The organism is Blautia sp. JLR.GB0024, from assembly GCF_037000545.1.
Lineage (GTDB): Bacteria > Bacillota > Clostridia > Lachnospirales > Lachnospiraceae > Blautia > Blautia celeris.
The window spans coordinates 127,834-148,888 of the sequence record NZ_JBANBF010000010.1 but is presented as its reverse complement, the minus strand read 5'-3'; the positions used below and the strand labels follow the sequence as shown (position 1 = coordinate 148,888).

General features: G+C 45.9%; 21 protein-coding genes. 4 read left to right on the top strand and 17 right to left on the bottom strand.

Going from position 1 to position 21,055, the window contains the following annotated elements; translation table 11 throughout:
* Nucleotides 1-7 precede the first annotated feature (7 nt).
* From V8Q34_RS20035 to V8Q34_RS20000, 8 genes are all read right to left on the bottom strand, one after another.
* Nucleotides 8-1,024 carry a Gfo/Idh/MocA family protein gene (locus V8Q34_RS20035; protein ID WP_033141096.1) on the bottom strand — a complete coding sequence of 339 codons (1,017 nt, stop codon included), beginning with the start codon at nt 1,022-1,024 and terminating at the stop codon, nt 8-10.
* A 372-nt stretch (nt 1,025-1,396) separates the two neighbouring features.
* On the bottom strand, nt 1,397-1,822 hold the full coding sequence (locus V8Q34_RS20030) for an EamA family transporter (RefSeq protein WP_033141095.1): 426 nt from the start codon (nt 1,820-1,822) through the stop codon (nt 1,397-1,399).
* A 283-nt stretch (nt 1,823-2,105) separates the two neighbouring features.
* Nucleotides 2,106-3,044 carry a sugar phosphate isomerase/epimerase family protein gene (locus V8Q34_RS20025; protein WP_335836182.1) on the bottom strand — a complete coding sequence of 313 codons (939 nt, stop codon included), beginning with the start codon at nt 3,042-3,044 and terminating at the stop codon, nt 2,106-2,108.
* A gap of 21 nt (nt 3,045-3,065) precedes the next feature.
* Complete coding sequence (locus V8Q34_RS20020; protein WP_335836181.1) at nt 3,066-4,073, bottom strand: Gfo/Idh/MocA family protein; 1,008 nt, start codon at nt 4,071-4,073, stop codon at nt 3,066-3,068.
* 37 nt (nt 4,074-4,110) lie between these two features.
* Entirely contained in the window at nt 4,111-5,520 is a 1,410-nt protein-coding gene (locus V8Q34_RS20015; RefSeq protein WP_033141092.1) for an MFS transporter, read from the bottom strand.
* 417 nt (nt 5,521-5,937) lie between these two features.
* A complete protein-coding gene (locus V8Q34_RS20010) occupies nt 5,938-6,744 on the bottom strand; it encodes an AraC family transcriptional regulator (protein ID WP_033141091.1) in 807 nt (268 codons plus the stop codon).
* A gap of 73 nt (nt 6,745-6,817) precedes the next feature.
* Entirely contained in the window at nt 6,818-7,678 is an 861-nt protein-coding gene (locus V8Q34_RS20005) for a class II fructose-bisphosphate aldolase (protein ID WP_335836180.1), read from the bottom strand.
* Nucleotides 7,679-7,690: 12 nt separating this feature from the next.
* Nucleotides 7,691-8,824 (bottom strand): carbohydrate kinase family protein, encoded by a 1,134-nt coding sequence (locus tag V8Q34_RS20000; RefSeq protein ID WP_335836179.1) that lies wholly within the window; start codon nt 8,822-8,824, stop codon nt 7,691-7,693.
* Nucleotides 8,825-9,182: 358 nt separating this feature from the next.
* On the opposite strand from V8Q34_RS20000, the gene V8Q34_RS19995 reads away from it, so the two are divergent.
* Entirely contained in the window at nt 9,183-10,163 is a 981-nt protein-coding gene (locus tag V8Q34_RS19995) for an AraC family transcriptional regulator (RefSeq protein WP_103731437.1), read from the top strand.
* A gap of 29 nt (nt 10,164-10,192) precedes the next feature.
* On the opposite strand, the gene V8Q34_RS19990 is transcribed toward V8Q34_RS19995, so the two are convergent.
* Nucleotides 10,193-10,777, bottom strand: coding sequence for a flavodoxin family protein (locus V8Q34_RS19990; RefSeq protein WP_335836178.1), 585 nt, complete (start codon nt 10,775-10,777; stop codon nt 10,193-10,195).
* Between the two features lie 280 nt (nt 10,778-11,057).
* Here V8Q34_RS19990 and V8Q34_RS19985 point away from each other — a divergent pair, with 280 nt between their 5' ends.
* Entirely contained in the window at nt 11,058-11,498 is a 441-nt protein-coding gene (locus V8Q34_RS19985) for a hypothetical protein (RefSeq protein WP_054352087.1), read from the top strand.
* Nucleotides 11,499-11,511: 13 nt separating this feature from the next.
* Nucleotides 11,512-12,540 carry a type II TA system antitoxin MqsA family protein gene (locus V8Q34_RS19980; protein WP_335836177.1) on the top strand — a complete coding sequence of 343 codons (1,029 nt, stop codon included), beginning with the start codon at nt 11,512-11,514 and terminating at the stop codon, nt 12,538-12,540.
* A gap of 183 nt (nt 12,541-12,723) precedes the next feature.
* On the opposite strand, the gene V8Q34_RS19975 is transcribed toward V8Q34_RS19980, so the two are convergent.
* The 5 genes from V8Q34_RS19975 to V8Q34_RS19955 all read right to left on the bottom strand — a co-directional run bounded on the left by V8Q34_RS19975 (nt 12,724) and on the right by V8Q34_RS19955 (nt 16,545).
* Entirely contained in the window at nt 12,724-13,053 is a 330-nt protein-coding gene (locus tag V8Q34_RS19975; RefSeq protein WP_227211072.1) for a cupin domain-containing protein, read from the bottom strand.
* A 144-nt stretch (nt 13,054-13,197) separates the two neighbouring features.
* On the bottom strand, nt 13,198-13,467 hold the full coding sequence (locus tag V8Q34_RS19970) for an acylphosphatase (protein ID WP_335836176.1): 270 nt from the start codon (nt 13,465-13,467) through the stop codon (nt 13,198-13,200).
* Nucleotides 13,468-13,851: 384 nt separating this feature from the next.
* Entirely contained in the window at nt 13,852-15,192 is a 1,341-nt protein-coding gene (locus V8Q34_RS19965) for a M56 family metallopeptidase (RefSeq protein WP_118743298.1), read from the bottom strand.
* Nucleotide 15,193: 1 nt separating this feature from the next.
* The gene (locus tag V8Q34_RS19960) at nt 15,194-15,550 is read right to left on the bottom strand and encodes a BlaI/MecI/CopY family transcriptional regulator (RefSeq protein WP_335836175.1); all 357 of its coding nucleotides are present in this window, start codon (nt 15,548-15,550) and stop codon (nt 15,194-15,196) included.
* A 77-nt stretch (nt 15,551-15,627) separates the two neighbouring features.
* A complete protein-coding gene (locus V8Q34_RS19955; protein WP_225305377.1) occupies nt 15,628-16,545 on the bottom strand; it encodes a M14 family zinc carboxypeptidase in 918 nt (305 codons plus the stop codon).
* Nucleotides 16,546-16,676: 131 nt separating this feature from the next.
* Between V8Q34_RS19955 and V8Q34_RS19950 the strand changes: the two genes are divergently transcribed.
* On the top strand, nt 16,677-17,507 hold the full coding sequence (locus tag V8Q34_RS19950; RefSeq protein WP_033141083.1) for an HAD family hydrolase: 831 nt from the start codon (nt 16,677-16,679) through the stop codon (nt 17,505-17,507).
* A gap of 66 nt (nt 17,508-17,573) precedes the next feature.
* Here V8Q34_RS19950 and V8Q34_RS19945 read toward each other — a convergent pair whose 3' ends face one another.
* From V8Q34_RS19945 to V8Q34_RS19935, 3 genes are all read right to left on the bottom strand, one after another.
* Complete coding sequence (locus tag V8Q34_RS19945) at nt 17,574-18,857, bottom strand: adenylosuccinate synthase (protein WP_033141082.1); 1,284 nt, start codon at nt 18,855-18,857, stop codon at nt 17,574-17,576.
* Between the two features lie 212 nt (nt 18,858-19,069).
* Nucleotides 19,070-20,452: a DUF4179 domain-containing protein gene (locus tag V8Q34_RS19940; protein ID WP_335836174.1), complete on the bottom strand. Its 1,383-nt coding sequence runs from the start codon at nt 20,450-20,452 to the stop codon at nt 19,070-19,072.
* Nucleotides 20,446-20,928 carry an RNA polymerase sigma factor gene (locus V8Q34_RS19935; protein WP_033141080.1) on the bottom strand — a complete coding sequence of 161 codons (483 nt, stop codon included), beginning with the start codon at nt 20,926-20,928 and terminating at the stop codon, nt 20,446-20,448. Before V8Q34_RS19935 ends, V8Q34_RS19940 begins: the two co-directional genes overlap by 7 nt.
* Between the last annotated feature and the right edge of the window lie 127 nt (nt 20,929-21,055).

Sequence of the window (21,055 nt, the reverse complement as noted above, 5' to 3'; positions counted from 1 at the left end):
GGACTTTTTATTTTTTATAGAATTCAGGCATTTCGTCGAAGGTTATTTCCACTACTTTTTTCTCATCACGTGCTTTGGAAGCTGCTTTTGCAGTTACCTGTCCCACATATCCGTCCCAAGCTGTAGGGCCGTCTACTCTTCCTTCCTTTGTGGCATCGATCCATTCCTGGATTTCCGTGTTGTAGGCATCCACGAATCTGGTGGACCAGTCACTGTGGATTGCATGGCCTCTTGTGGCATTGGCACATACTTCAATATTGGAAGGCTCCGGCAGATTCAGGATGGCATCCTCGCAGACAACCTCACATTTAATATCATAGCAGTGACCTGTGTTGACAAAAGCCTCCACATCGATGCGGACACCTGATTTTGTTGTCAGGATCATGATCTGCGGGTCCATAAGGTTTGCGTGGGTTCTGCGGGTGTTCTTGGCAAATACAACCTCTGCGGTTGCGTAATCTTCGTTCAGCAGCCAGCGGAGAACGTCGATTTCATGGATCATGGAGTTTTCTACTGCCATAGGTGTGTCATAACTCTCATCCACAGCCGGATTTCTATGTGCGCAGTGCAGCATCAGGGGTTCTCCGTAGGTGCGGTTCTCAATCGCTGCCTTTAACTGACGGTATCCGGTATCGTATCTTCTCATGAAGCCGACCTGTACAAGCTGTTTTCCGCCTGCAACCTCTGCCTCCACGATTCTCTTGCAGGCTTCTGCCTCAGGTGCCAGAGGTTTTTCACAGAATACATATTTTCCTGCTTTGATCGCTGCCATTACATACTGCTCATGATATGGGTCAATGGTGGTGACGATCACTGCATCAATATCGTCCGATGCAATCATCTCTTCTCCGTCTGCATAGAATTTGCAGTCATACTTTTCAGCTACGGATTTTCCAAAATCCACATTTACATCTGCACATGCAACTACTTTTGCACCCTGCAGTTTGTTGTTAATTCTCTCAATGTGTGTTCTTCCGATTGCTCCTGTTCCTACAACACCAATTCTTAAATCTTTACCAGCCATAATCTTATCTCCTTTTCTTCATTCCTGAGAACATTGTTTTTTGTTGTTAAGAGCTCGTGCTCGTACTTTTGTAAAAAAGAGTGCGGCTTTCACCGCAGGTAAATTTTCTTTTGTTATATTGCTCATTATCTCTTGTTTTGCTCGCTTGCGAGCTCGTGCTCTCTTTGATGAGTTAATAATACAACTTTATTTCTTTTGTGTCCATTGACATTTTTACTTAATATCATATTTCATTTTTGTATAATTTTAACAATAATAGTTTTCAAGAGATTTGCTTCCGAATACAGGAAGAGCAGCGGGCTGTGCTCATCGAATTGAGGCCAAATATACAGCAAGGCGGCACGTGCACGCCTTTTTGCAAGGCATGCACGTTTATGTATTGAGCAGCAGCAGGCCACCCAGACACAGCATGATTCCGCAGATTTGTTTTATACTTATCAGTTCTTTGTAAAAAATCACACCAACCAATATCAAAATCACTGCGAGGCCGATATTGGCGACCAGAGAACCGACGCTGACTTTCCATCCGGCCCTGTATATTGCAATATATCCAAATTCCAGCGCAACGACAGATGCCCCCAGGACAACAGATGCCCAGTTCAATTTTTTTAACTCAACAAAATAATCCTTTCCGGCTGACGTCAGAAAAAACATGCCTATGGACAAAAGCGCACCTACCAGATATGTGATAGAAAGTGATACAAATGAATTTGCCTCTGCAGGTGTTGATTTGGCGCAGATGTTATAGACCGTGTTGGAGCCGATCACCAAAAGAATCGGCCAGATGTAATTCCACATACTTCTCTCCTCCTCTCTGATTCCTGAACACTATCATGTACCGTACCAAAGGCCGGCAATATACTGTATATAACAGGCGGTATATGCAGACCTTCACTGTAAATATCAGGCTTTTTCAAATAAAAAAACCGCAAACTAATGACCTTAGTTTGCGGTAGGTGTCCACCCAATTTTTATTTTACGTCAAATTCTCTTATCCGTCAAATGTTTTTCTCTCAATCTTTTCTTCTCAGGCAAACCACAAGAACCTGATTCTGTTTTCTTCCTGCCCATCCTCTGTGTTTTACAGACTGATGGTCTGTTTCAATGCATCAATGGATGTGAGAACGCCTGCCTCGGTGCTCATAGTCAGGTCTTCCATTTCCAGGGAAACGTATCCGTCATATCCCATCATGCGGCATACAGAGAAGAATTCCTTCCACCACTGCAGGTCTTTTCCGCATCCCACTGCCACATAATTCCAGGTACGGTCTGCCACCTCTGTGACAGCTTTCCACTCAGGCAGTCCGTTGATCTCGGCAAGTCCTCTCTCAATTCTGGCATCCTTGCCGTGCAGATGGTAGATTGCCCCCTTCAGTGCCCTGGCAGAGGCAATGGGGTCTGCCCCCAAGGCGATCAGATGGGATGGGTCCAGGTTGATTCCGATAATAGGATCCACTGCATTTCTCAGTGTCCAGAGTGTTTCTGGATTGTACACCATCTGACAGGGGAATTCCTCTATGGCTACCTGCTCGATACCGTATTTTTTACAATGTACGGTAAATTCCTTCCACCAGGCAATGGTTGTTTTCCACTGGTACTCCACCGTGGGCTGCATATAAGCTGTCATTGTGACGCTGGAGGTGATCCAGTTCGGTGTGGTATCGTGTTCGCTGCCTGCAGGAAGTCCTGACATGCAGACAATTTTCTTTACGCCCAGTTTACTGGCAAGCACAACACAGTCATACATGGAATCAGAATATTCCCTTCCCAGTTCACAGGGCCAGAGCTGGTTGCAGGAGGTGTTCAGCGCTGCAATCTCCATTCCGCGTTTTTCCAATTCCGCTTTATAGGCAGCAAGTTTACTGTCATCCTCCAGCAGTTCTTTTGTGGGACAGTGTGTCCTGGCTCCCCACCCTCCGGCTGTCATCTCCACCGCATCAATTCCCAGAGATTTTACCTTATCCAACATTTCCGTGTAACTCAGTTCTGCAAATACATCTGTGCAAATAGAAAGTTTCATGTTCATTTCCTCCGTCTTAGATTACTTTTTATAAAATTCCGGCATTTCTTCGTATTCAATGTTCACCACGGTCTGTGTGTCGCGGGCTTTGGAAGCTGCCTTCGCTGTCACCTGTCCCACATAACCGTCCCAGGCGCTTGGACCGTCAACTCTTCCTTCCCGGCATGCATTGATCCATTCCTGGAATTCAATATTGTACGCGTCGATAAAACGCTCTGACCAGTCATGACAGATAGGTGTGATGCGGGAATCATTGCTTCTCACCATAGTGTTGGCCGGCTCAGGCAGGTTCAGGGAACCCTCCTCGCAGACAACCTCACACTTGATATCATATCCGTACCGGCAGTTTACAAAAGATTCCACGTCAATGCGAACCCCTGATTCCGTGGTCAGATACATGATCTGCGGGTCGCGCAGTTCTCCCTCCGCGTTGCGTGTTGTCTTTGGAAATACTACCTCTGCTGTTTTATAATCCTCTCCCAGCAGCCAGCGAAGCACATCTATCTCATGGATCATGGAGTTCTCCACCGGCATGGATGTGGTGAATCCCGGTGCGTCGTAGTTCCTGTGTGCACAGTGCAGCATCAGAGGCAGACCGTATTTTCCGGAGTCGATCAGCGCTTTTAACTGGCGGTATCCCGGGTCATAGCGGCGCATGAAACCAACCTGCACCAATTGTTTTTTACCTGCCATCTCCGCTTCCACAATACGTCTGCAGGCATCCGCCTCCGGTGCCAGCGGCTTTTCACAGAACACGTATTTACCTGCTTTGATGGCCGCCGTCACATACTGCTCATGGAAGGGGTCAAGCGTGGTGACGATCACCGCGTCCACTGCATCAGATGCGATCATTTCCTCTCCGCTGTCATATGCCTGAATGCCGTATTTCTCAGCTACAGATCTGCAGAAGTCCATATTCACATCTGCACATGCCACAACCTTCGCTCCCTGGAGTCTGGTGTTGATCCGCTCAATGTGTGAGCGTCCGATCGCACCTGTTCCTACTAATCCAATTCTCAATTCTTCCATTTTTTTATTCTCCTTTATCTTTGATTGATTGAATTTGTTACATTTCTCCCCGCAGCTCCCGCTCTGCCAGTTCCTTCATGATTCGGGGATAAATCTTATCCAGTTTATAGAAAATAAGGACCACCACTGCAATGACCCAGATAAATGTGGTTCCGTATTTGTAAATACTCATGATCATGGCCTTTGCCGTTTCCGGCTGCACAGCGCCGCCTGTGGAGGAACTGATGTAGCCGCTGGCATTTAATAAGCCGCTGATGATAGCGCTTGTCAGGCCTACTCCCAGTTTGAATCCCAGAGATCCGCCGCCAAAGACAAGGCTTTCCTGGCGGATATGGCTCTTCCACTGTCCATACTCAATGACATCTCCCATCATGCCGAAGACCACCGCCGTAAGGGGTGCCTCCCCCAGCGCTCTTACAATGGTAGTTCCCATTGCCAGGCCAAAACTGTGAGGGTTCATAAAGAATACCATCTGTGCCGCCACTGCCAGAACGCATCCGGCCAGGGACAGATCCCTTTTGTTGAATTTCTTCAGAAGTACAGGGCAGATCAGTGCCCCTGCAATCAGTGTGACGGCCTCTGCCATGTACAGTGTGCTGTACATCCAACTGTCATTTCCGAAAATATATTTGCAGTAATAAGGCAGTACAGCTCCCACAAGTGTCTGGTGCACACAGGTGATAGTCCAGAGGATCAGCGTTGCCCAGAAATAAATATTTCCCACAAGAGCCTTTACATTTTTACCGAAGGACGCCTTCGGTGTTTCTTTCTTTACTTCAATATGTACGTGTTCTTTACAGTTTGCAAAACAGATAAGCAGCATGACAAACGCGATCACACACCACAGCATCATGGCTTTCACCCAGGCTGCCTGTGTATCTCCGAATAATTTCACCACCGGCATGGTGAAAGTTACTGCAATGAGCCTTCCCACCGGAGCCATGGACATGCGCACAATGGAAAGCAGGTCCCTCTCGTGAGATGACCTTGTCATCATGGTGGACAGTGTTCCGTATGGCACATTAATGGCTGTGTAGCACACCGTGGTGCACAAATTATATGTGACAAAAATGTACCAGAACTGTATCGTCTCGTTCGTCTGGGGGACCGTAAACATAGCTATGGCACAGAGCACATAGGGAACCGCCATCCACAAAAGCCACGGCCTTGATTTCCCCCATTTTGATTTTGTTTTCCCTACAATGACTCCCATGATAATGTCTGAGGAGCCGTCAAATACTCTTGATATCAGCATGACCAACCCCACTGTCGCAATGGGGATTCCCGCATAATCTGTGTAAAACAAAGTCAGCAGAGCATTGATCATGCCGCAGACGATATTACATGCTGTATCTCCGCATCCGTATGCTATCCTGTTTCCCCAATTTAGTTTGACAACTCCGCTCACTGCGGCTGTCTGTCTTTCTCCTGTTATTTCTCTGTTCATAATCACCTCTCCTGTTTTTCATTTTTTCACCGAAAATTATATAAAATTGCCTTCTGTTTTTTTCTGTTCCAACCTATCTTCAGGTTCTGATATCTGTGTCATAAGCTTTCTGCCACTTTGCCGTATTATAGCTCTTTTTTCATCACCTCCATGTCTATTATGACCAGTATTTCCCTGTTTTTGCTATATTTGCGTTGCCCGTTCATGAACTTTAACTATATTAATCATATCAAATCCGGCTAAAATCCGTTATTATTTTCTTGCTGTATTTCCTGCCTTTTTTCGCCCTCTATGAGATTTTGTTATAAAATCTTGCAAATATGTTAAAAAAAAGACATCCATTGCCCGCACCGGAATCATGATTCATGAAAATGATTCTGACACGGACAATGGATGTCCTGTTATTATAAACTGCTTTCATTTAAAATGGCTGCGAAACTCTTTTGGGGAGATTCCCACATATTTTTTGAACATAGCGCTGAAGTGACAGCTGCTGCCAAACCCAAGCCGTTCCTCTATCATATGGATGGGAATGTGGGTATCCATCAACAGCGTCTGCGCCTCCCCGATCCTGCGGTGTATCACGTACTGCATGGGTGACACTCCTGTCTCTCTCTTATATATATGCGAAATGCTGGAGGGGCTGATGTAAAATCTGTCACTGAGTTCTTTCAAAGTCAGCGGTTCTGTGTAATGTCTGTCAATATAGTCTGTGATCTGCCTCACCAGAAATTCCTTTTTCTGGTCCTCCACCTCCCTGCCGCTGTCCTTGTACTGCTCCAGGCGTTCCTTTACAAGAAGGTACACTGCCTGGGCCAGATGCTGACAAACGTCTTTTTTATACATATTTTCTGTGAACAGCTCATGCATGGTACGCATGAGACATCCCATATGCCCTGCAGCGTTTCCCATAGCAAGTACCGGTTTATATCTGGAATCCATCAGACAATTTTCCGGAAGTCCGGGAATCATCACCTGCGAAAGCGCACAGCAGTATGTCTGGATCTCATGTTTTTGAAAAGGGGCCTCCCCGTGTATCATGCCGGCATTGCAGATCACTACATCCCCGGCAGATACCGCATATTCCCTTTTTCCCACAATATACCGCCCTTCCCCGCTGTCAATGTACAGAATTTCCAGTACATCGGGATGCTTGTGCAGCATATGAGCGTGATTCTGGCTGTAGTTTACATCTACAAAGTATGTTTGCATCAATTTTGGCATAGTGGTCATCCTTTACGCTTCTATATGTGTTAAGGTAAATATACTATGCCTCCAAAGCAAATACAAGTAAGAATCAGACTTCCCGGCTTCTGTTTTCCGACCCGAAAATCCTCATCTTTACCTTTGCCGCCGCTGACACGGCTTCCACCTGATAGGGAATGATGTCTGTCAGGCAGGTTTTTCCCTCTTTCCATGCCTGCTCTGCCGCTTTTGCCGCCGCTATATTGATATCCGTGAAGATATTTACTTTGCTGATCCCGCAGCCAATTGATTTTTTAAAGTCCTCCTCCGACAGCCCGGAACCTCCGTGGAGCACCAGAGGGACATGCACCATATCCGCGATTGTCCGGATTCTTTCAAAATCCAGCTTTGGTTTGAATTTGTAAGCTCCGTGGGCCGTCCCAACGGCTATGGCAAGGGCATCCGCCTGAGTTTTCTCTATAAAATCCTTTGCCTGGGCCGGGTCTGTATAGTATGCTTCCGGCATTTCCGCCTCCCGGCCTCCTGCCTCCTGGTTATCCCCCACATGTCCCAGTTCAGCCTCCACAGTTGCACCGAAGCAGTGGGCAATCTTTGCAAGCTCCGCAACCTTTCTCACATTTTCTTCATAGCTGTCCGTGGAGCAGTCATACATAACCGAAGTGAATCCCAGCTTCAGCGCCTCCATGCATTTCTCAAATGTAAGTCCGTGGTCATAATGGACCACAACAGGGACTGATGCTCTATCTGCCATGGAAACGATCAGTGGTGCCAGATCCTCCAGCGGCCCGCTGGGAAGCAGAATCTCCGCTGTACCGATGATAACCGGGGACCTGAGTTCCTCCGCAGCCCTCAGCACGCCTCTTGCCAGTTCCAGATTCACGGTATTGAACAGTCCCACCCCATAGCCATTCTGCCTGGCCGGAAGTAATACCTCATTTAAATTTGCTAACATTTTCCATGCTCCTTATCTTCTGAAATTCTGTTTTTTCCATCCCTTTTCAATCCTGGACGCCAGTTCCTTAAGCGGCCGGATTCCGCCCAGTGCGTCATAAGCCTCCACACAGGAGGCCCCTTCTGCCGCTGCCAGATGGATACACATTTCAAAAGGATACCCCTCAAGCATAGCTGTCAAAAATGCCGCAATGGTGGTGTCGCCCGCGCCTGTACCTGACAGCACCCTCTCTGGCTGATAGCTGGCCTCAAATCCCTCTCTGTCCGACCAGTCCTCTGCAGAGATCCCAAGGGCTGTCTCCAGTCCTTCCAGACGTTTTACTTCTGTGGTCCTGTAATACAGGCCGGGAGCTCCGCATTTCAGCAGAAGGACCTTTGCCCCTAATTCCATGCACTTATCTGCCAGAGGCCTGATATCTCTCTGAACATCCAGGGAGAAAGAAATGTCTTCATCCCCTGCTTTTGTCTTCCAAGCCTCATATCTGTCACGGTCCAGCATAAAACAGAGTTCTTCGATACTGGGCACAAAAAAGTCTACATACGGCAGCACCCGGCTTAGAATCTCCTTCCAGTCCGCCGCTCCTGCATCTGACTCCCCGTCCACAAAAGCCAGATCAAGGGAAGTTGCCGTCCCCTGGGCTTTCATATATTTCATCATCCGCACCAGTTCGCTTCCGGTGTCCTCATACATTTTCTTCATCAGCGGGGGATAGCCGAAGTGGAACAGGTCTGTCCCCAAAAGCTTTTCCTTCGGCAGATCTTCAAAGGAAAAAGTGTGGTTGCACCCCGGATCATGAAGAAATATCCTGTCTATACCCGGAAGTGCAAGGACCACCGAATAGGAGGTATTCTGCCCTTCCTGCACAATGATTCCGGAATCTGCGCCCTGTGCGGCATAAATATCGGAAATGATCTTTCCGAATTCATCGCTGCCTGTCTTTGCCATGAGACATACGTCTGCCCCCAGCATTTTCATTGCCATACCCGTGTTGGATACCGCACCTCCTGCATGGATATCAACACCCTCCATCTGTATCAGCTTTCCCGGCGACAGGATATTTCCTAATTTCGCTGCCTGCTGATTATGAGGAAAGAGAGGGGTAATATCCAGACAGGCATGTCCTGCTACAATTACTTTTTTACCCATACGATCACCCTTTTTCTGAACTGTCACGTTTACTTTTGCTCTCGCTGTAAAACGAAAAGTCTGCATTTTCTGCGCAGAAAATTTCTTTATAAACTATCTTCAGTTTAATCGTTTTTTCTCTGCGGGGCATTTCCATGTTTGTGAAAATACGGCGATTATCCTGCGCTGGTTGATTTCTTGGCTGCAAGGCTTATTTTATGGGAAGTTCAGCTAATTATCCGTTCCACAGGCTCGATTTATTTGCTGTTTATCAACGATTAGTTTGTTGTTTTCGTGAATATCTTGAGACAGTTCTTGCCTCTTTTCTGAAATGACATTAGAATAGAAAATAAGAAATTATGAGAAGGCAGTGACGGAAATGGATAAAGAATTTGAATTGATCGCACACCCGCAGATCCACGCGTTCAGTGCTATACTGGTACGCCTTTTTTCCCGTGCGCCGCACGCACACAGGGAGATGGAAATCGGGCTTGTTCTCGACGGAAATGTGGAATTTACAGTAAACGGAAATACAAACCTGCTTCACAGCGGTGACATGTATCTGCTGAACCCCATGGACCTCCATGAGATACGCGGACTGGATGGCAGCGCCCTGATTCTTGCCATTCAGATGTCCCGGCAGCTTGTCACATCCTATTTTCAGCACGATGAAAATACATGTTTTCTGGAGAACTGTGTGCGCCCCTTCTTCTCCCGGCATGAGACACGCTACGAAATTATGAAAGGTCTGCTTATTGAGCTGGCCTACAACTACTTCGGGCAGTTTGCCAATTATGAATATAAATGCATGAGTCTGCTGAATATGATTCTGTACAGCCTTCACACCTATGTTCCCGAGAAAATATATACAGACGCGGAGATGACGGCCCGCAGGCACAGGCAGGAACGCATGAGCCGCATTACAGACTATATAGAAAAAAATTTCCGGCAGAAACTGCTGCTGAAGGACATTGCAGAGCACGAAAATCTGTCGCTGACCTATCTGTCACATCTGTTCCGCGATGAATTAAACCTGTCCTTTCAGGAATATCTGAATCTGAAACGTTTTGAATACGCCTGCCGTCTTCTGCAGAATACAGATAAAAAGGTGCTTACCGTGAGTATTGAGAGCGGTTTTTCTGATGTCAGATATTTAAATCAGCTCTGCCAGAAATATTACGGCTGCCCCGCCTCCGAACTGCGCCAGAAACGGCCGGGACCTGCCCGCGCGGACAGGCAGGCTGCTTCCAATACACAGAATATCTTTACAGCCGGGGACAGTATGCTGCTTCTGCATACGCTGCGGGAGAGCTGCAGGGAAAAATACGGGGATTATACGATATGGGAATTTTATGGGTAAGCGGATACTGTAATGGAATGGCGTTTCTATTACTCCTTGTAGATATTTTTTCCAAAATCGTATGCCTTCTGCAGATGATCTGTTTTGTCAATCTGCGGCCTGCCGTTTGTATCTCCACATCCGCCTGCAAGCAGCATGCCTTTGTCCTTGAAACCCATGTAATTGATGACGGCAAACTTATAGTATGACACAGCCTGCTCATATGTCCAGAAAAAATCATCTGCCGATGTCATCAGTAAAGCAGCATCTTTTACCGGATATCTTTCATATCGGCCATAGGGAGGATTCGGGTCCTCCTCTGCTATGCAGTAGAATCTTTCTATAAATGCCTTTAATTTAGAGGATATTGTCCAGAACAAAAGCGGTGATGCGAAAACAAGCAGATCCGCTTCTTTTATTTTGGGGACTATTTTGTTGAAATCATCCTTTTGTATACAGGGTTTCCCGTAGCGGCATGCATTGCAGCCGATACAGCCTTTTACCTCGAACTTGTTCAAGGATATTTTTTCTGTTTTATGGCCTGCTTCTAAAGCTCCTTTTAGGAAGGCATCTGCCAGTTGGCTGGTATTTCCGTTCGGACGCCCGCCGCCCTGGATTACTAATATATTTTTCATAGATATCACCTCTTGATATTCTGATTCTGGTTCGTCTTTGTGTGTTGCCAGATAGGGGAATCGTAGGAGACATACTATCTGTTTTCCTGTGTATTTGTTAGTCCTATTCTATCATAAGCCTATAACAAAGTCATTTATTTTCGGGTAACATTAGTCTGATACCGTAAGAACAAGCGGGCGAAATCCCCGCAAATTCAAAATTTCACAGCATCTATTGACAAAATGGAACATCTGTCATAAAATATAAGTATCAATTGATACCTTATCAGAGGATAAAAATTTGACACATGGAACAAAGATACGGATTGAAAGTGAATTAGAGATAAAGGCTTACATACAGAATTTAAAATTTGCACTTAACAATGGAGCCGAAATACAGTTTCAGGCCAAAAGACGTGTAGATGATAATAGAGAAGAAAAGTATACAAATCAATATACTGTAAATACCCTGTTCCCGGATGAAAATCCGGTAGACGCGCTAAGGAGGGAGTTATTAGCATTAAGTGTGGAAGACTATATGCAGACAGTCAAAGACATTCGTTTTCCCAAAAGAAGTGAAATGCGTGAGTTTGGTAAGGTTTACAATAGTAAAGATGACGTATATATTAAAATAAGGGTAGAACTTCTTGGAACATATGGCACCCCCGCAACATTTGTAATGTCTTTCCATTTTGCGGAAAAGGCATTTACACCGGAGATGTTTCCATATAGGAAGAAATAGAGGAGGTGTTTCCATGGATATGAAGATTATTAAAAAGGAAAAACGTTTGTGCACATGCTGCATGGAAGAACATGAAGTGAAGACAGTTCTTGTGAAAGACAGGGCTACTTTTAAGAATTTAAAAGTTGATTATGACGCTTCTTATTTGTATTGTGATGCGGCAGATGAACTTTATATGGATGGGCAGCAGATGCAGGAAAATGATATGCGCCTTAAGGATGCCTACAGGAGAGCAGAAGGACTTTTGACATCCGCCGAAATCAGCGGTATCCGTGCAAAGTATGGAATCAGTCAAAGCGATTTTTGCACTCTTCTTGGCTGGGGCGGCAAGACCATTACAAGGTATGAGAGTCATCAAGTGCAGGACAAGGCACACGACACGATATTAAAGAAAATTGATCAGGATCCGGAATGGTTCTTATCATTATTAAATAATGCAAAAAGTAATCTGTCAGCCGAATCTTATCAGAAATATTTTGATACAGCTACTGCTTTATATGAGAAAGCTCAGGATTCTTATATGCGTAAGGCCATTGAGGCAATTTATGCTGGATTTCAGGGAAATCAGATATTTCACGGGAATACAGAACTTTCTCTAGATAAAGTTGTTGATGTTATCCGCTATTTCGCAGCATCTGCGCAGATAACCGATCTTTATATAGTTAAGCTTATGAAGCTGATGTGGTATGCAGATGCTCTCTCTTATAAGAATAGGGGTTTTGCAATAACAGGTTTGATTTATCAGGCTCTGCCAATGGGAGCCGTACCGGTAGGGCATAACTCGATTATTGATTTGAAGGATGTTCCATGTGAGGAAGTGGATATGGGAGAGACGAATGCATATCATTTCTCTTTAAAAGGAGCCGTTGCTTTCCCATCTCTTTCGGATGCAGATAAAAATATTCTTGATGCAGTTATTTGTAAACTTGGCAAGATGACAAAAAAAGAAATTATTTCTTTTATGCACAGGGAAAAGGCATATATTGAAACTGCTCCCAGAGATGTGATTCCATTCAAATATGCAGATACTTTACAAATTTAAAAATGGTAAAACACTTGAATTGACCTATAACAAATCTTTTCTAACAAGGGCGGTGCCGGAGCTTAATCTGCTGAAATCATATAACAGCTTCTGCCGCCGCCCTGCCCGATTACCAGGATATAGGCAGTATATAAAAATCAACGAATTACACAACATCTGCATATACTGCCTTGCGGTTATTTATCAATCCAAAATAATCAGCGCCATAAACACCAGATCCACATCCCCTGTATTCACCAATCCATGCCCATGAGCATCCGGTGTAAACGTAACGTCCCCGGCTTTGACCGGGCGGACCACACCATTGTCATCATAATCGCCCTGCCCGGACAGGATATAATATGTCTCACTCTCCTTGTGATGCTCATGGTATCCGAGTGAACATCCCGGCTCAATGATCACTTCCGCGTACAGTCCGCATTTTCCATTCAGTTCTTTTTCCCCTAAAATGTGCTTGATAATCACATGGCCCTTACCACCACACATGTTTTCTACTATCTCTGTTTTTATCATACTTCATCCTCCATGCAAAAAGGTCCCCAAAGGTGGGTTTTCGCCTTTGAGAACCTTTTTTCCAACTTTTATTTTTTCTATATCTTAGACCAATTTCTTCCTGTTGTCAACATTTTACTGCAGGCACTTAGAAAATATCCGGTTTTACCCCTTAACTTGAAAACTATTCTCCTCTACCACAGGGACCTGTTTTGCTTCAACGCCCTCAATCCTTATAAAATTCCCCATGGACAGGCGGTCCAGAAAATTGGATATCTCTTCCTCTCCGCCCTGAAGCTCAAGCTCCACGCATCCGTCCCAGGTGTTCTTCACCCAGCCTGTCAGCTGCAGCAGCCTCGCCAAATGCTGTGCCCGGTATCTGAGCCCCACCCCCTGTACCATACCGGTCAGTATAAAATGCTTTCTAATCTTCATCTTTTACGCCCCATTTCTCCCGATTTCTTTCCATTGCCTTCCGGGTTTTTATTATAAAACCGGATCGGCTGCAGCACCTGCGCTGCTGTTTTATTCAAGGATTCTTCCATCCTTTTTTTAAAGGCCGGAAGAATTGTACAACTTGAATTATACCACTTTCTGTAATGTCTGCAACTGTCTTTTTTATATATGCTTTCCCGTAAAACTGCCAGACAGAACCACTCTGCCCTATGTCAGGGAATTCATACGCCTGTGCCGGGAAACTCCCGGCAGACAGCCGGAAAGCGTACCGGTACAGGAGCAAAAAAAGGGTTCTCAGGAATATTCCTGAAAACCCTTATCTATATCATCTTTCATACGAATGAAACGGTCCCGCAGCCTCTTTTATCTCACACTCGCATTTTCTTCCTGAAGCAGTGATTGATCAACAGCTTCACTTGGTACCTCTGTGCCTGAAGAATAGTCCTCTGCCTCTGCAAGGTTATTTTCATTCATATTCTGTGTTTCTCCGTTCACTGACGCTTCTGCTTCCGTTGTTTCTCTTAAAATTATATCTTCCGCTTCCCCATAAGCACTTACTTCCGGAATTTCCTGTGCTTCTCCATAAGCATTTTCTTCCGGAATTTCTGTTATCTCTTCCACTGCACCATTTTCGGGGATTTCCTGTGTTTCTTCCGCATTCGATTGGGCCTTATTCTCTTCAATTTCTCTGGCCTCTTCTATCACATTCAACTGCGGCTTTTCCCTACTCTCTTTTGACTCTTCACTGCTTTTTACAATGGTTTCACCGTCACGCATTCCCGCAAAAATCTGGTTTGAAAATCCCAGCAGCAGCGCAAAGGAAAATACAATGCTCCCCATGAATATCTTCCCGGCGATTCCTGTTCTTTTGTTTGATTTTTTATAATTCATTATAGCGATCACTCTCCTCTTCAGACTTCCTGCTGACAACTGGGATGTCATCCGGCTGAGACGGCAGTACAGGCCCGCAAAAGCCACAAGTGTGCCTGCATAGGCTGCCCTTCCGTCCTCTCCTATGCGCCGAAGCACCTCCTCGTCACAGGATAATTCCACTTCTCTAAGAAACGTAAAATAAAAAAACCACAGATACGGATGCTGCCAATAGGCACATAAAAGAAAAAGCGCCAGGAATTTCCACAGGTTGTCCCTTCTCTTGGCATGGATGAATTCATGCAAAACAATCTGTGTATATTTTTCCTCCTCCTCATCCTTCAGATAAGAGGGAATCAGTATTTTGGGCATGAAAAATCCCCAGGTCACCGGCGCACTTATGCGGTCACTCAGCAGAATCCTTCTTCTGTCCAGGCCCAGTTCTTCAAAACTCAGCTCCCGTGCGGCCTCTCCCGGCACCGGAACAGCCTCTCTTAAAATACTGCTCTCACGGCAGTAGCGGATAAACAGTATAAAAAATATCGCACAGCCCACAGCGAATGCGGCCGCCATTCCCCACTTTACAAAGTGATAACTCTCTGCCACTTTCTGCGGAGACATCCTGGAAACGATTCCCATGGTCTGTGCTGAAACAGCACGCACCGGATATCTCTCCACCGCAAGCATCAAAGGCAGTGCCAGGATACCGATGCAGATGAAGATCCGGTCCATCCTGTACTTATCGCTGCTTCCGAACTTTTTTGAAGCCAGACGGAAAATGCTGAAGACAAGGCACATTACCGCAAGAACCACATTGATCTTTATAAATACCATGCTACCTCCGCTTCCTTTGAATCAGCGATTCAATCTCCTCCAGGTCTTCCTTCGTCAAATCCTGCTCCGCGAAGAACGCTGAGATAAAATTTTTCTTGGAACCTTTAAAGGTCCTGGAGATCAATTCGTTCACTTCATAGGATTCAAATTCATGCCTGTTGATCAGGGGCCTGCACCGAAATCCCGGCTCTGACCGCTGAACGGCTCCTTTTTCTATACATTTCTTGATGACTGTGTAAGTTGTATTCTTGTTCCAGCCGACTCTCTCACTCAGCACTTCAACAACTCTTTTTGCCGGTATCTCACCTTCTTCCCACAGGACTTCCATTACTTTCTGTTCTGATTCAAATAATTTCATAAGCATAACTCCTTTGGACTATTGCAATCGTCTACATATAGACTATTACAATAGTCCGCATTTGTCAATGGTTTCTTTTAATCTTTTTTCTCTTCTATGATATCCAGCAGGATTTCTTCCCACACGCCTCTGTTCTCCCGGAGGATTCTCCGGTAGGCAGACTGCGGCAGGGGAGAATCCGCTCTGCCGATCTCTATAGTTAGACTGGGAATCCCCATCTTAAGCAGCGCCCAGTCCTTGTATCCCGCCGGGTCCAGTTCTTCATAATTGCCGTCCGGTTCATAGCCCGTGACAGCGGCAATGCGTTTTGCAAAGGTCTGGGTCCTTGATGCCAGCTCTCCCTGCTGTCCAAATGCCCAGTATATGACACCGCCGGAGGAGTGATAGCTGACTGTGCGGCAGAACAGTTCCTTTTTTGTAAGATTTACCAGTGCCTGTGCCTCTTTGGTGCTCTCCGGCGCAGTTCCCTTGTATTTTTCTCTGGAAGGCCTGCCGATCCCATCCACATACTCTTCCCACAGGGCATCAAAGTTCCGGTTCACATCCACGCCCTCCGCATTGGACTTCCAGCGGCGGAAATAAGATTTCCAGGGCATTCTGGCGCCGTCCTCGTCCGCAATCTCCCACACCTGTTCCCGGATTCCGGGAGACCGCATACCCTCGGCTCCGAACTGGCTCACTGTCACACCGTCCGGATTCGCCATGGGGATAATATGCAGAGCCCGATCTCTCAACAGCTCGCTGTAAGAGTATCCCTTGTAGGTTCTGTCCTCATGAAGCAGATTCTCCACAAATTCCCCCAACTGTTCCATGACAAGCTGAGTGGTCATATATTCTCTTCCATGGATTCCCGCGAAGATCAGAACCTTGTCAGCCGCGTTTTCATCCCCCATACGCACGTGATATAGTTTCCTGCCGTCCACCGTATCACCAACTGTTTGAACTTCCATAATTCCTTTGAAAATTTTGGAAAATATGTGCAAATCATTCTCCATTTCTCGGTAAGTGTAGCCTGAAAATTGGACAAATTGTCGATTTTCTCTTTGATTTCGGGCATTTATGCACATTGACGGATACCTCAAAACTCATTATAATTAAAGATATTCTATGGGAGGGAGAATAAGAAGTGAAGAAGCTGAAACAAATTGCTGCACTGGTTGGAGCCGTACTGCTGCTTGGCATGTACGTCCTGGCTTTTATTTTTTCTCTTTCGCACAGCCCAAATGCCGGTAATATGCTGCTGGCCGCAATCTACTGCACGGTACTTGTTCCCGTGTTTTTGTATGCCTGCCTGCTCGTATACCGCTACACAAGGCAGAAAAACGGTATTCCCAGGATAGATGCCAATTCCTCTGTGGATACCTTTATCTTTGACCTTGGAAATGTGCTGGTCCGTTATGACTGGAAATCATTTTTAAAAAGCATGAAGTACAGTGGGGAAACAATTCAGGCTGTGGGCGATGCTGTGTTTGACAGCCCTGACTGGGTGGATGCTGACCGTGGTGTGCGGAATGAAGAGGAAATTCTCCAGGCCTTTATTGATAATGACCCGGAATACGAAAAAGAAATACGCGAGACATTTGCCAAAATGAGCGGTGTCATACATACCTACTCTTACACAGTGGACTGGCTGAAATATCTGAAAAAAAGAGGGTACAAAATTTATTACCTGTCCAACTTTTCACAGCCGCTCTATGAACGCTGCAGGGAGGAAATGGCCTTTCTGGATCTGATGGACGGCGGCTACATGTCCTGGCAGGTAAAAATGCTGAAGCCGGAACCTGAATTCTATCAGAAACTGCTGAAAGATTTTCATATTAAACCTGAAAAAGCTGTATTTATTGACGATGTCCTGGAAAATGTGGCGGAAGCCCGCTCCCAGGGTATTCATGCTGTCCATTTTAAAGGTCGGAAAGAGACAATCCAAAAATTATTGGAAGAATACGATGTGCAGTAAAAATAAGTGCACCCAAAATAAGACAACGCTCCATTATAAAAACCAATGGAGCGTTGTCTTATTGTTTTATTTATTGCGGTAGATAATATCCTCACGGCTCGGACCATTGGAAACCATGGTGATGGGGAAGCCAATCTTCTCTTCCACAAATTCAATATATCTGCGGCAGTTTACGGGAAGGTCATCGTAGTTTTTGATGCCGCGGATGTCACAGTTCCAGCCCGGAAGCGTCTCCAGAACCGGTTTTGCCTTTTCCAGCCTGCCGGTTGTGGGGAATTCTGTTGTAATCTCACCGTCAATATCGTATGCCACGCACACCGGAATCTCCTCCAGATATCCAAGTACATCCAGGACCGTGAAAGCTACATCCGTAGTTCCCTGCATACGGCAGCCGTATTTAGATGCCACACAGTCAAACCATCCCATACGTCTCGGGCGTCCTGTGGTAGCGCCGAACTCTCCGCCGTCTCCGCCGCGTCTTCTCAATTCATCTGCCTCATCGCCGAAGATTTCAGATACAAATGCGCCTGCACCTACTGCACTGGAGTATGCCTTGCAGACTGTGATGATCTTTTTGATCTCATATGGCGGAATCCCTGCACCAACTGCACCGTAGGCAGCCAGTGTGGAGGAAGAGGTTACCATGGGATAGATACCGTGATCCGGATCTTTCAGGGAACCTAACTGTCCTTCCAGAAGCACTTCCTTACCTTCTTTCAGAGCGTTCCACAGATACAGAGAAACATCACACACATAAGGAGCAATCATCTCTTTATATTCCGCCAGCTCTTTCATGATGTCATCCGGGTTCAGAAGCGGTTTGTGGTATAAATGCTCCAAAGTCACATTCTTTGTCTCGCATACACGCTCCACTTTATCTCTCAGTGCCGCGTCATCATCGAAAAGCTCGCTGACCTGGAAACCGATCTTTGCATATTTATCAGAATAAAACGGTGCGATTCCAGACTTGGTGGAACCAAAAGATTTTCCTGCCAGGCGCTCTTCCTCATACTCATCGAATTTGATATGATAGGACATTACCATCTGCGCACGGTCGGAGACTTTGATCTTCGGTGCTGGTACACCCTTGTCCACAATAGACTGAATCTCTTTAAACAGTACCGGGATATTAAGCGCAACACCGTTTCCGATGACACTGGTTGTGTGGTCGTAGAACACACCGGACGGAAGAGTATGGAGCGCAAATTTTCCGTAATTGTTTACAATTGTGTGGCCCGCATTGGCACCGCCCTGGAATCTTACGATGATATCGGATTCCTGTGCGAGCATGTCAGTGATTTTGCCCTTACCTTCATCTCCCCAGTTAGCCCCTACTACTGCTTTTACCATTTTTCATTCCTCCTAATGAACTTTTTGTACCCATGTATCATACTACATTTCTTTTAAGAAATAAAGTTCTAATTTGTAAATTCGGACGAAAAATTGCGGATTTTCATGGGAAAGGAGCCGTTTTCCCCGCGTTTTGGCGACTGAAAACGGCTCCTGCATCCGGGCAGAATAAAAATTGGGGTTCTCATTCTACCGTTTTTTATCAAAAACTGTTAGTCAAAATGCACTTCTGCGGCAAATTTTGCCCTTTCATCCATCAATGTCTTGAATCCATCCTCATTTCTGGACCCCTTCAGCTCATCCATATATTCATCATAATCGCATAAATAAACATAGACGGTAGATGTGTCATGGTTTTTCACGGATACGGTATTTACACTTCCCCCTGTGACATCCATAACTTTGCCCTGGGCATCCAGGATCACCGGGAAATAATCTGCTCTTTTCGTTTTATCATCATATGACTCATTGACTGTGATCTCAAATGGAGTTTTGACAACAGATGCAATGCCTGCGCCATCCTCATTCATCTCATTCACTTCGGCAGTCTGTGTTCTGGAGTAGTCTGCGTTGATATTAAGCTCAAACTGCCAGGAGCCGTCCATCCACCAGTTTTCATGGCTGTTGGGGAAGCTGTCCCAGCCGCCTTCGTCTTCCGCTTCTGTCATGACCCGGTTCCACTCTTCATCGGACATGGCTTCCAGTTCCTCCGCCGTGTACCCTGTACTGAAGGTATCGGGATCAGCCAAATCCCCTATGATCTGGCTGATGTCCAGATTCAGGGTGAACTGTTCCGGTATCTCTATTTTGGTGCTGTACTGATCCAGTACTTCCGCGTCAACTATAAATTCTTCCCCGTTTGCCTCAGCCTCTGCCTGCTTTGCCTGCAGCCCGCTGTCATCTGTATTCTTCATGTTCAGGTCTATACGCATAACCCCTGTGTAGGTATTTTTATCCAGAAACTCGCCTTCCAGATAGACAAGATCATTCTGTTCCTGAGGATTGAAGCTGTAATTTTCCTTCGTTTTCACACTGATCGATGGCTGTCCGTTCCCATCCAGACGGGTATCCTGAAATGGCTCTTCTGATTCTATGATAAGGGAAAGGTACAGGGCCGAGCCGCTGCAATAACTCTCAGACATGGTAACTGTAGTGCCGCCAACCGTTTGACGGAAGGCTCCCGCACCGGTATTTCCCTCATCGCCGCTGTCTTGCCCGCCGCCTTCCCGGTTTTGTGCTGCTTCCTTATCCAGTGGTTCTGCATAATCCTTGTAATCTTCCCCAAAAGAAAGCTGTCCTTCCATGCGCTCAAATATGTGCCCGATCAGCGGCAGATTGGAAGCCCATACCGGATTCTGATAGCAGGCTCCGATAAAGACTGCCATAGCGGCTGCGGCGGCTGTACAACCCACAACTGCTTTCTTCAGATGCCTGCCCCTGCGCTTTGTCTTCCTGTTCATTCGGATGATCTCGGCACCTGCCGGTGCCTTCTCCCCTGCTTTTTTCTCTATCAGTTTCAAACTCTCCTCAAATCTGTCATGAAATTCCTTTGAAGGTACCGGTGCCCCGTCTTTCCATTTTCCCTGTTCTAACATAATGCTTCCTCCTTATCACCAAGACTTTTTCTAAGCTGATTTCTTCCCCTGTAAAGCCGTGTTTTCACTGTATTTTCCCTGGTCTCCAGCATCTCCGCGATCTCCGCAATGGAGAAACCTTCTATATAAAATAAGGTAACCGCAATGCGGAGGTCCTCCGGCAGATCATCTATGGCTGCATAGAGGTCTGTATACAGCTTGTCCTCCTTCCCCGGTGCGTTCTCCACATACTCCTCGTAAGGAACCAGACGTTTACTTCTGCGTTTCATTTGGTAGCACTCATGGATAAGAATGCGTATCAGCCATGTTTTAAAGTATTTTTTTTCCTTCAGGGTATCTAATTTTTCAAAAGCCTTCAAAAGCGCTTCCTGTACAGCATCCGCACTGTCCGCATCATTCCTTAAAATGGACATTGCAACATGGTACAGGGTAGCTTCTGCGTCCCTGACGGCCTGTATAAATTCCTGCTGCTGCATGGGCTCCTCCTTTTTCTGTTTTATCTCTTTTGTTATCTATTAGATACCCGGGGTGATAAAAAGGTTCTGATAAAAATATTATAAATTGTTTGGGGGAAGGGCTGCAATATGAAAATCCACTTTTCTG

Coding starts and splice junctions, on each gene's coding strand:
- V8Q34_RS20035 (WP_033141096.1), bottom strand. CDS start 1,024: ATGGCTGGTAAAGATTTAAGAATTGGTGTTGTAGGAACAGGAGCAATC.
- V8Q34_RS20030 (WP_033141095.1), bottom strand. CDS start 1,822: ATGTGGAATTACATCTGGCCGATTCTTTTGGTGATCGGCTCCAACACG.
- V8Q34_RS20025 (WP_335836182.1), bottom strand. CDS start 3,044: ATGAAACTTTCTATTTGCACAGATGTATTTGCAGAACTGAGTTACACG.
- V8Q34_RS20020 (WP_335836181.1), bottom strand. CDS start 4,073: ATGGAAGAATTGAGAATTGGATTAGTAGGAACAGGTGCGATCGGACGC.
- V8Q34_RS20015 (WP_033141092.1), bottom strand. CDS start 5,520: ATGAACAGAGAAATAACAGGAGAAAGACAGACAGCCGCAGTGAGCGGA.
- V8Q34_RS20010 (WP_033141091.1), bottom strand. CDS start 6,744: ATGCCAAAATTGATGCAAACATACTTTGTAGATGTAAACTACAGCCAG.
- V8Q34_RS20005 (WP_335836180.1), bottom strand. CDS start 7,678: ATGTTAGCAAATTTAAATGAGGTATTACTTCCGGCCAGGCAGAATGGC.
- V8Q34_RS20000 (WP_335836179.1), bottom strand. CDS start 8,824: ATGGGTAAAAAAGTAATTGTAGCAGGACATGCCTGTCTGGATATTACC.
- V8Q34_RS19995 (WP_103731437.1), top strand. CDS start 9,183: ATGGATAAAGAATTTGAATTGATCGCACACCCGCAGATCCACGCGTTC.
- V8Q34_RS19990 (WP_335836178.1), bottom strand. CDS start 10,777: ATGAAAAATATATTAGTAATCCAGGGCGGCGGGCGTCCGAACGGAAAT.
- V8Q34_RS19980 (WP_335836177.1), top strand. CDS start 11,512: ATGGATATGAAGATTATTAAAAAGGAAAAACGTTTGTGCACATGCTGC.
- V8Q34_RS19975 (WP_227211072.1), bottom strand. CDS start 13,053: ATGATAAAAACAGAGATAGTAGAAAACATGTGTGGTGGTAAGGGCCAT.
- V8Q34_RS19970 (WP_335836176.1), bottom strand. CDS start 13,467: ATGAAGATTAGAAAGCATTTTATACTGACCGGTATGGTACAGGGGGTG.
- V8Q34_RS19965 (WP_118743298.1), bottom strand. CDS start 15,192: ATGGTATTTATAAAGATCAATGTGGTTCTTGCGGTAATGTGCCTTGTC.
- V8Q34_RS19960 (WP_335836175.1), bottom strand. CDS start 15,550: ATGAAATTATTTGAATCAGAACAGAAAGTAATGGAAGTCCTGTGGGAA.
- V8Q34_RS19955 (WP_225305377.1), bottom strand. CDS start 16,545: ATGGAGAATGATTTGCACATATTTTCCAAAATTTTCAAAGGAATTATG.
- V8Q34_RS19945 (WP_033141082.1), bottom strand. CDS start 18,857: ATGGTAAAAGCAGTAGTAGGGGCTAACTGGGGAGATGAAGGTAAGGGC.
- V8Q34_RS19940 (WP_335836174.1), bottom strand. CDS start 20,452: ATGTTAGAACAGGGAAAATGGAAAGACGGGGCACCGGTACCTTCAAAG.
- V8Q34_RS19935 (WP_033141080.1), bottom strand. CDS start 20,928: ATGCAGCAGCAGGAATTTATACAGGCCGTCAGGGACGCAGAAGCTACC.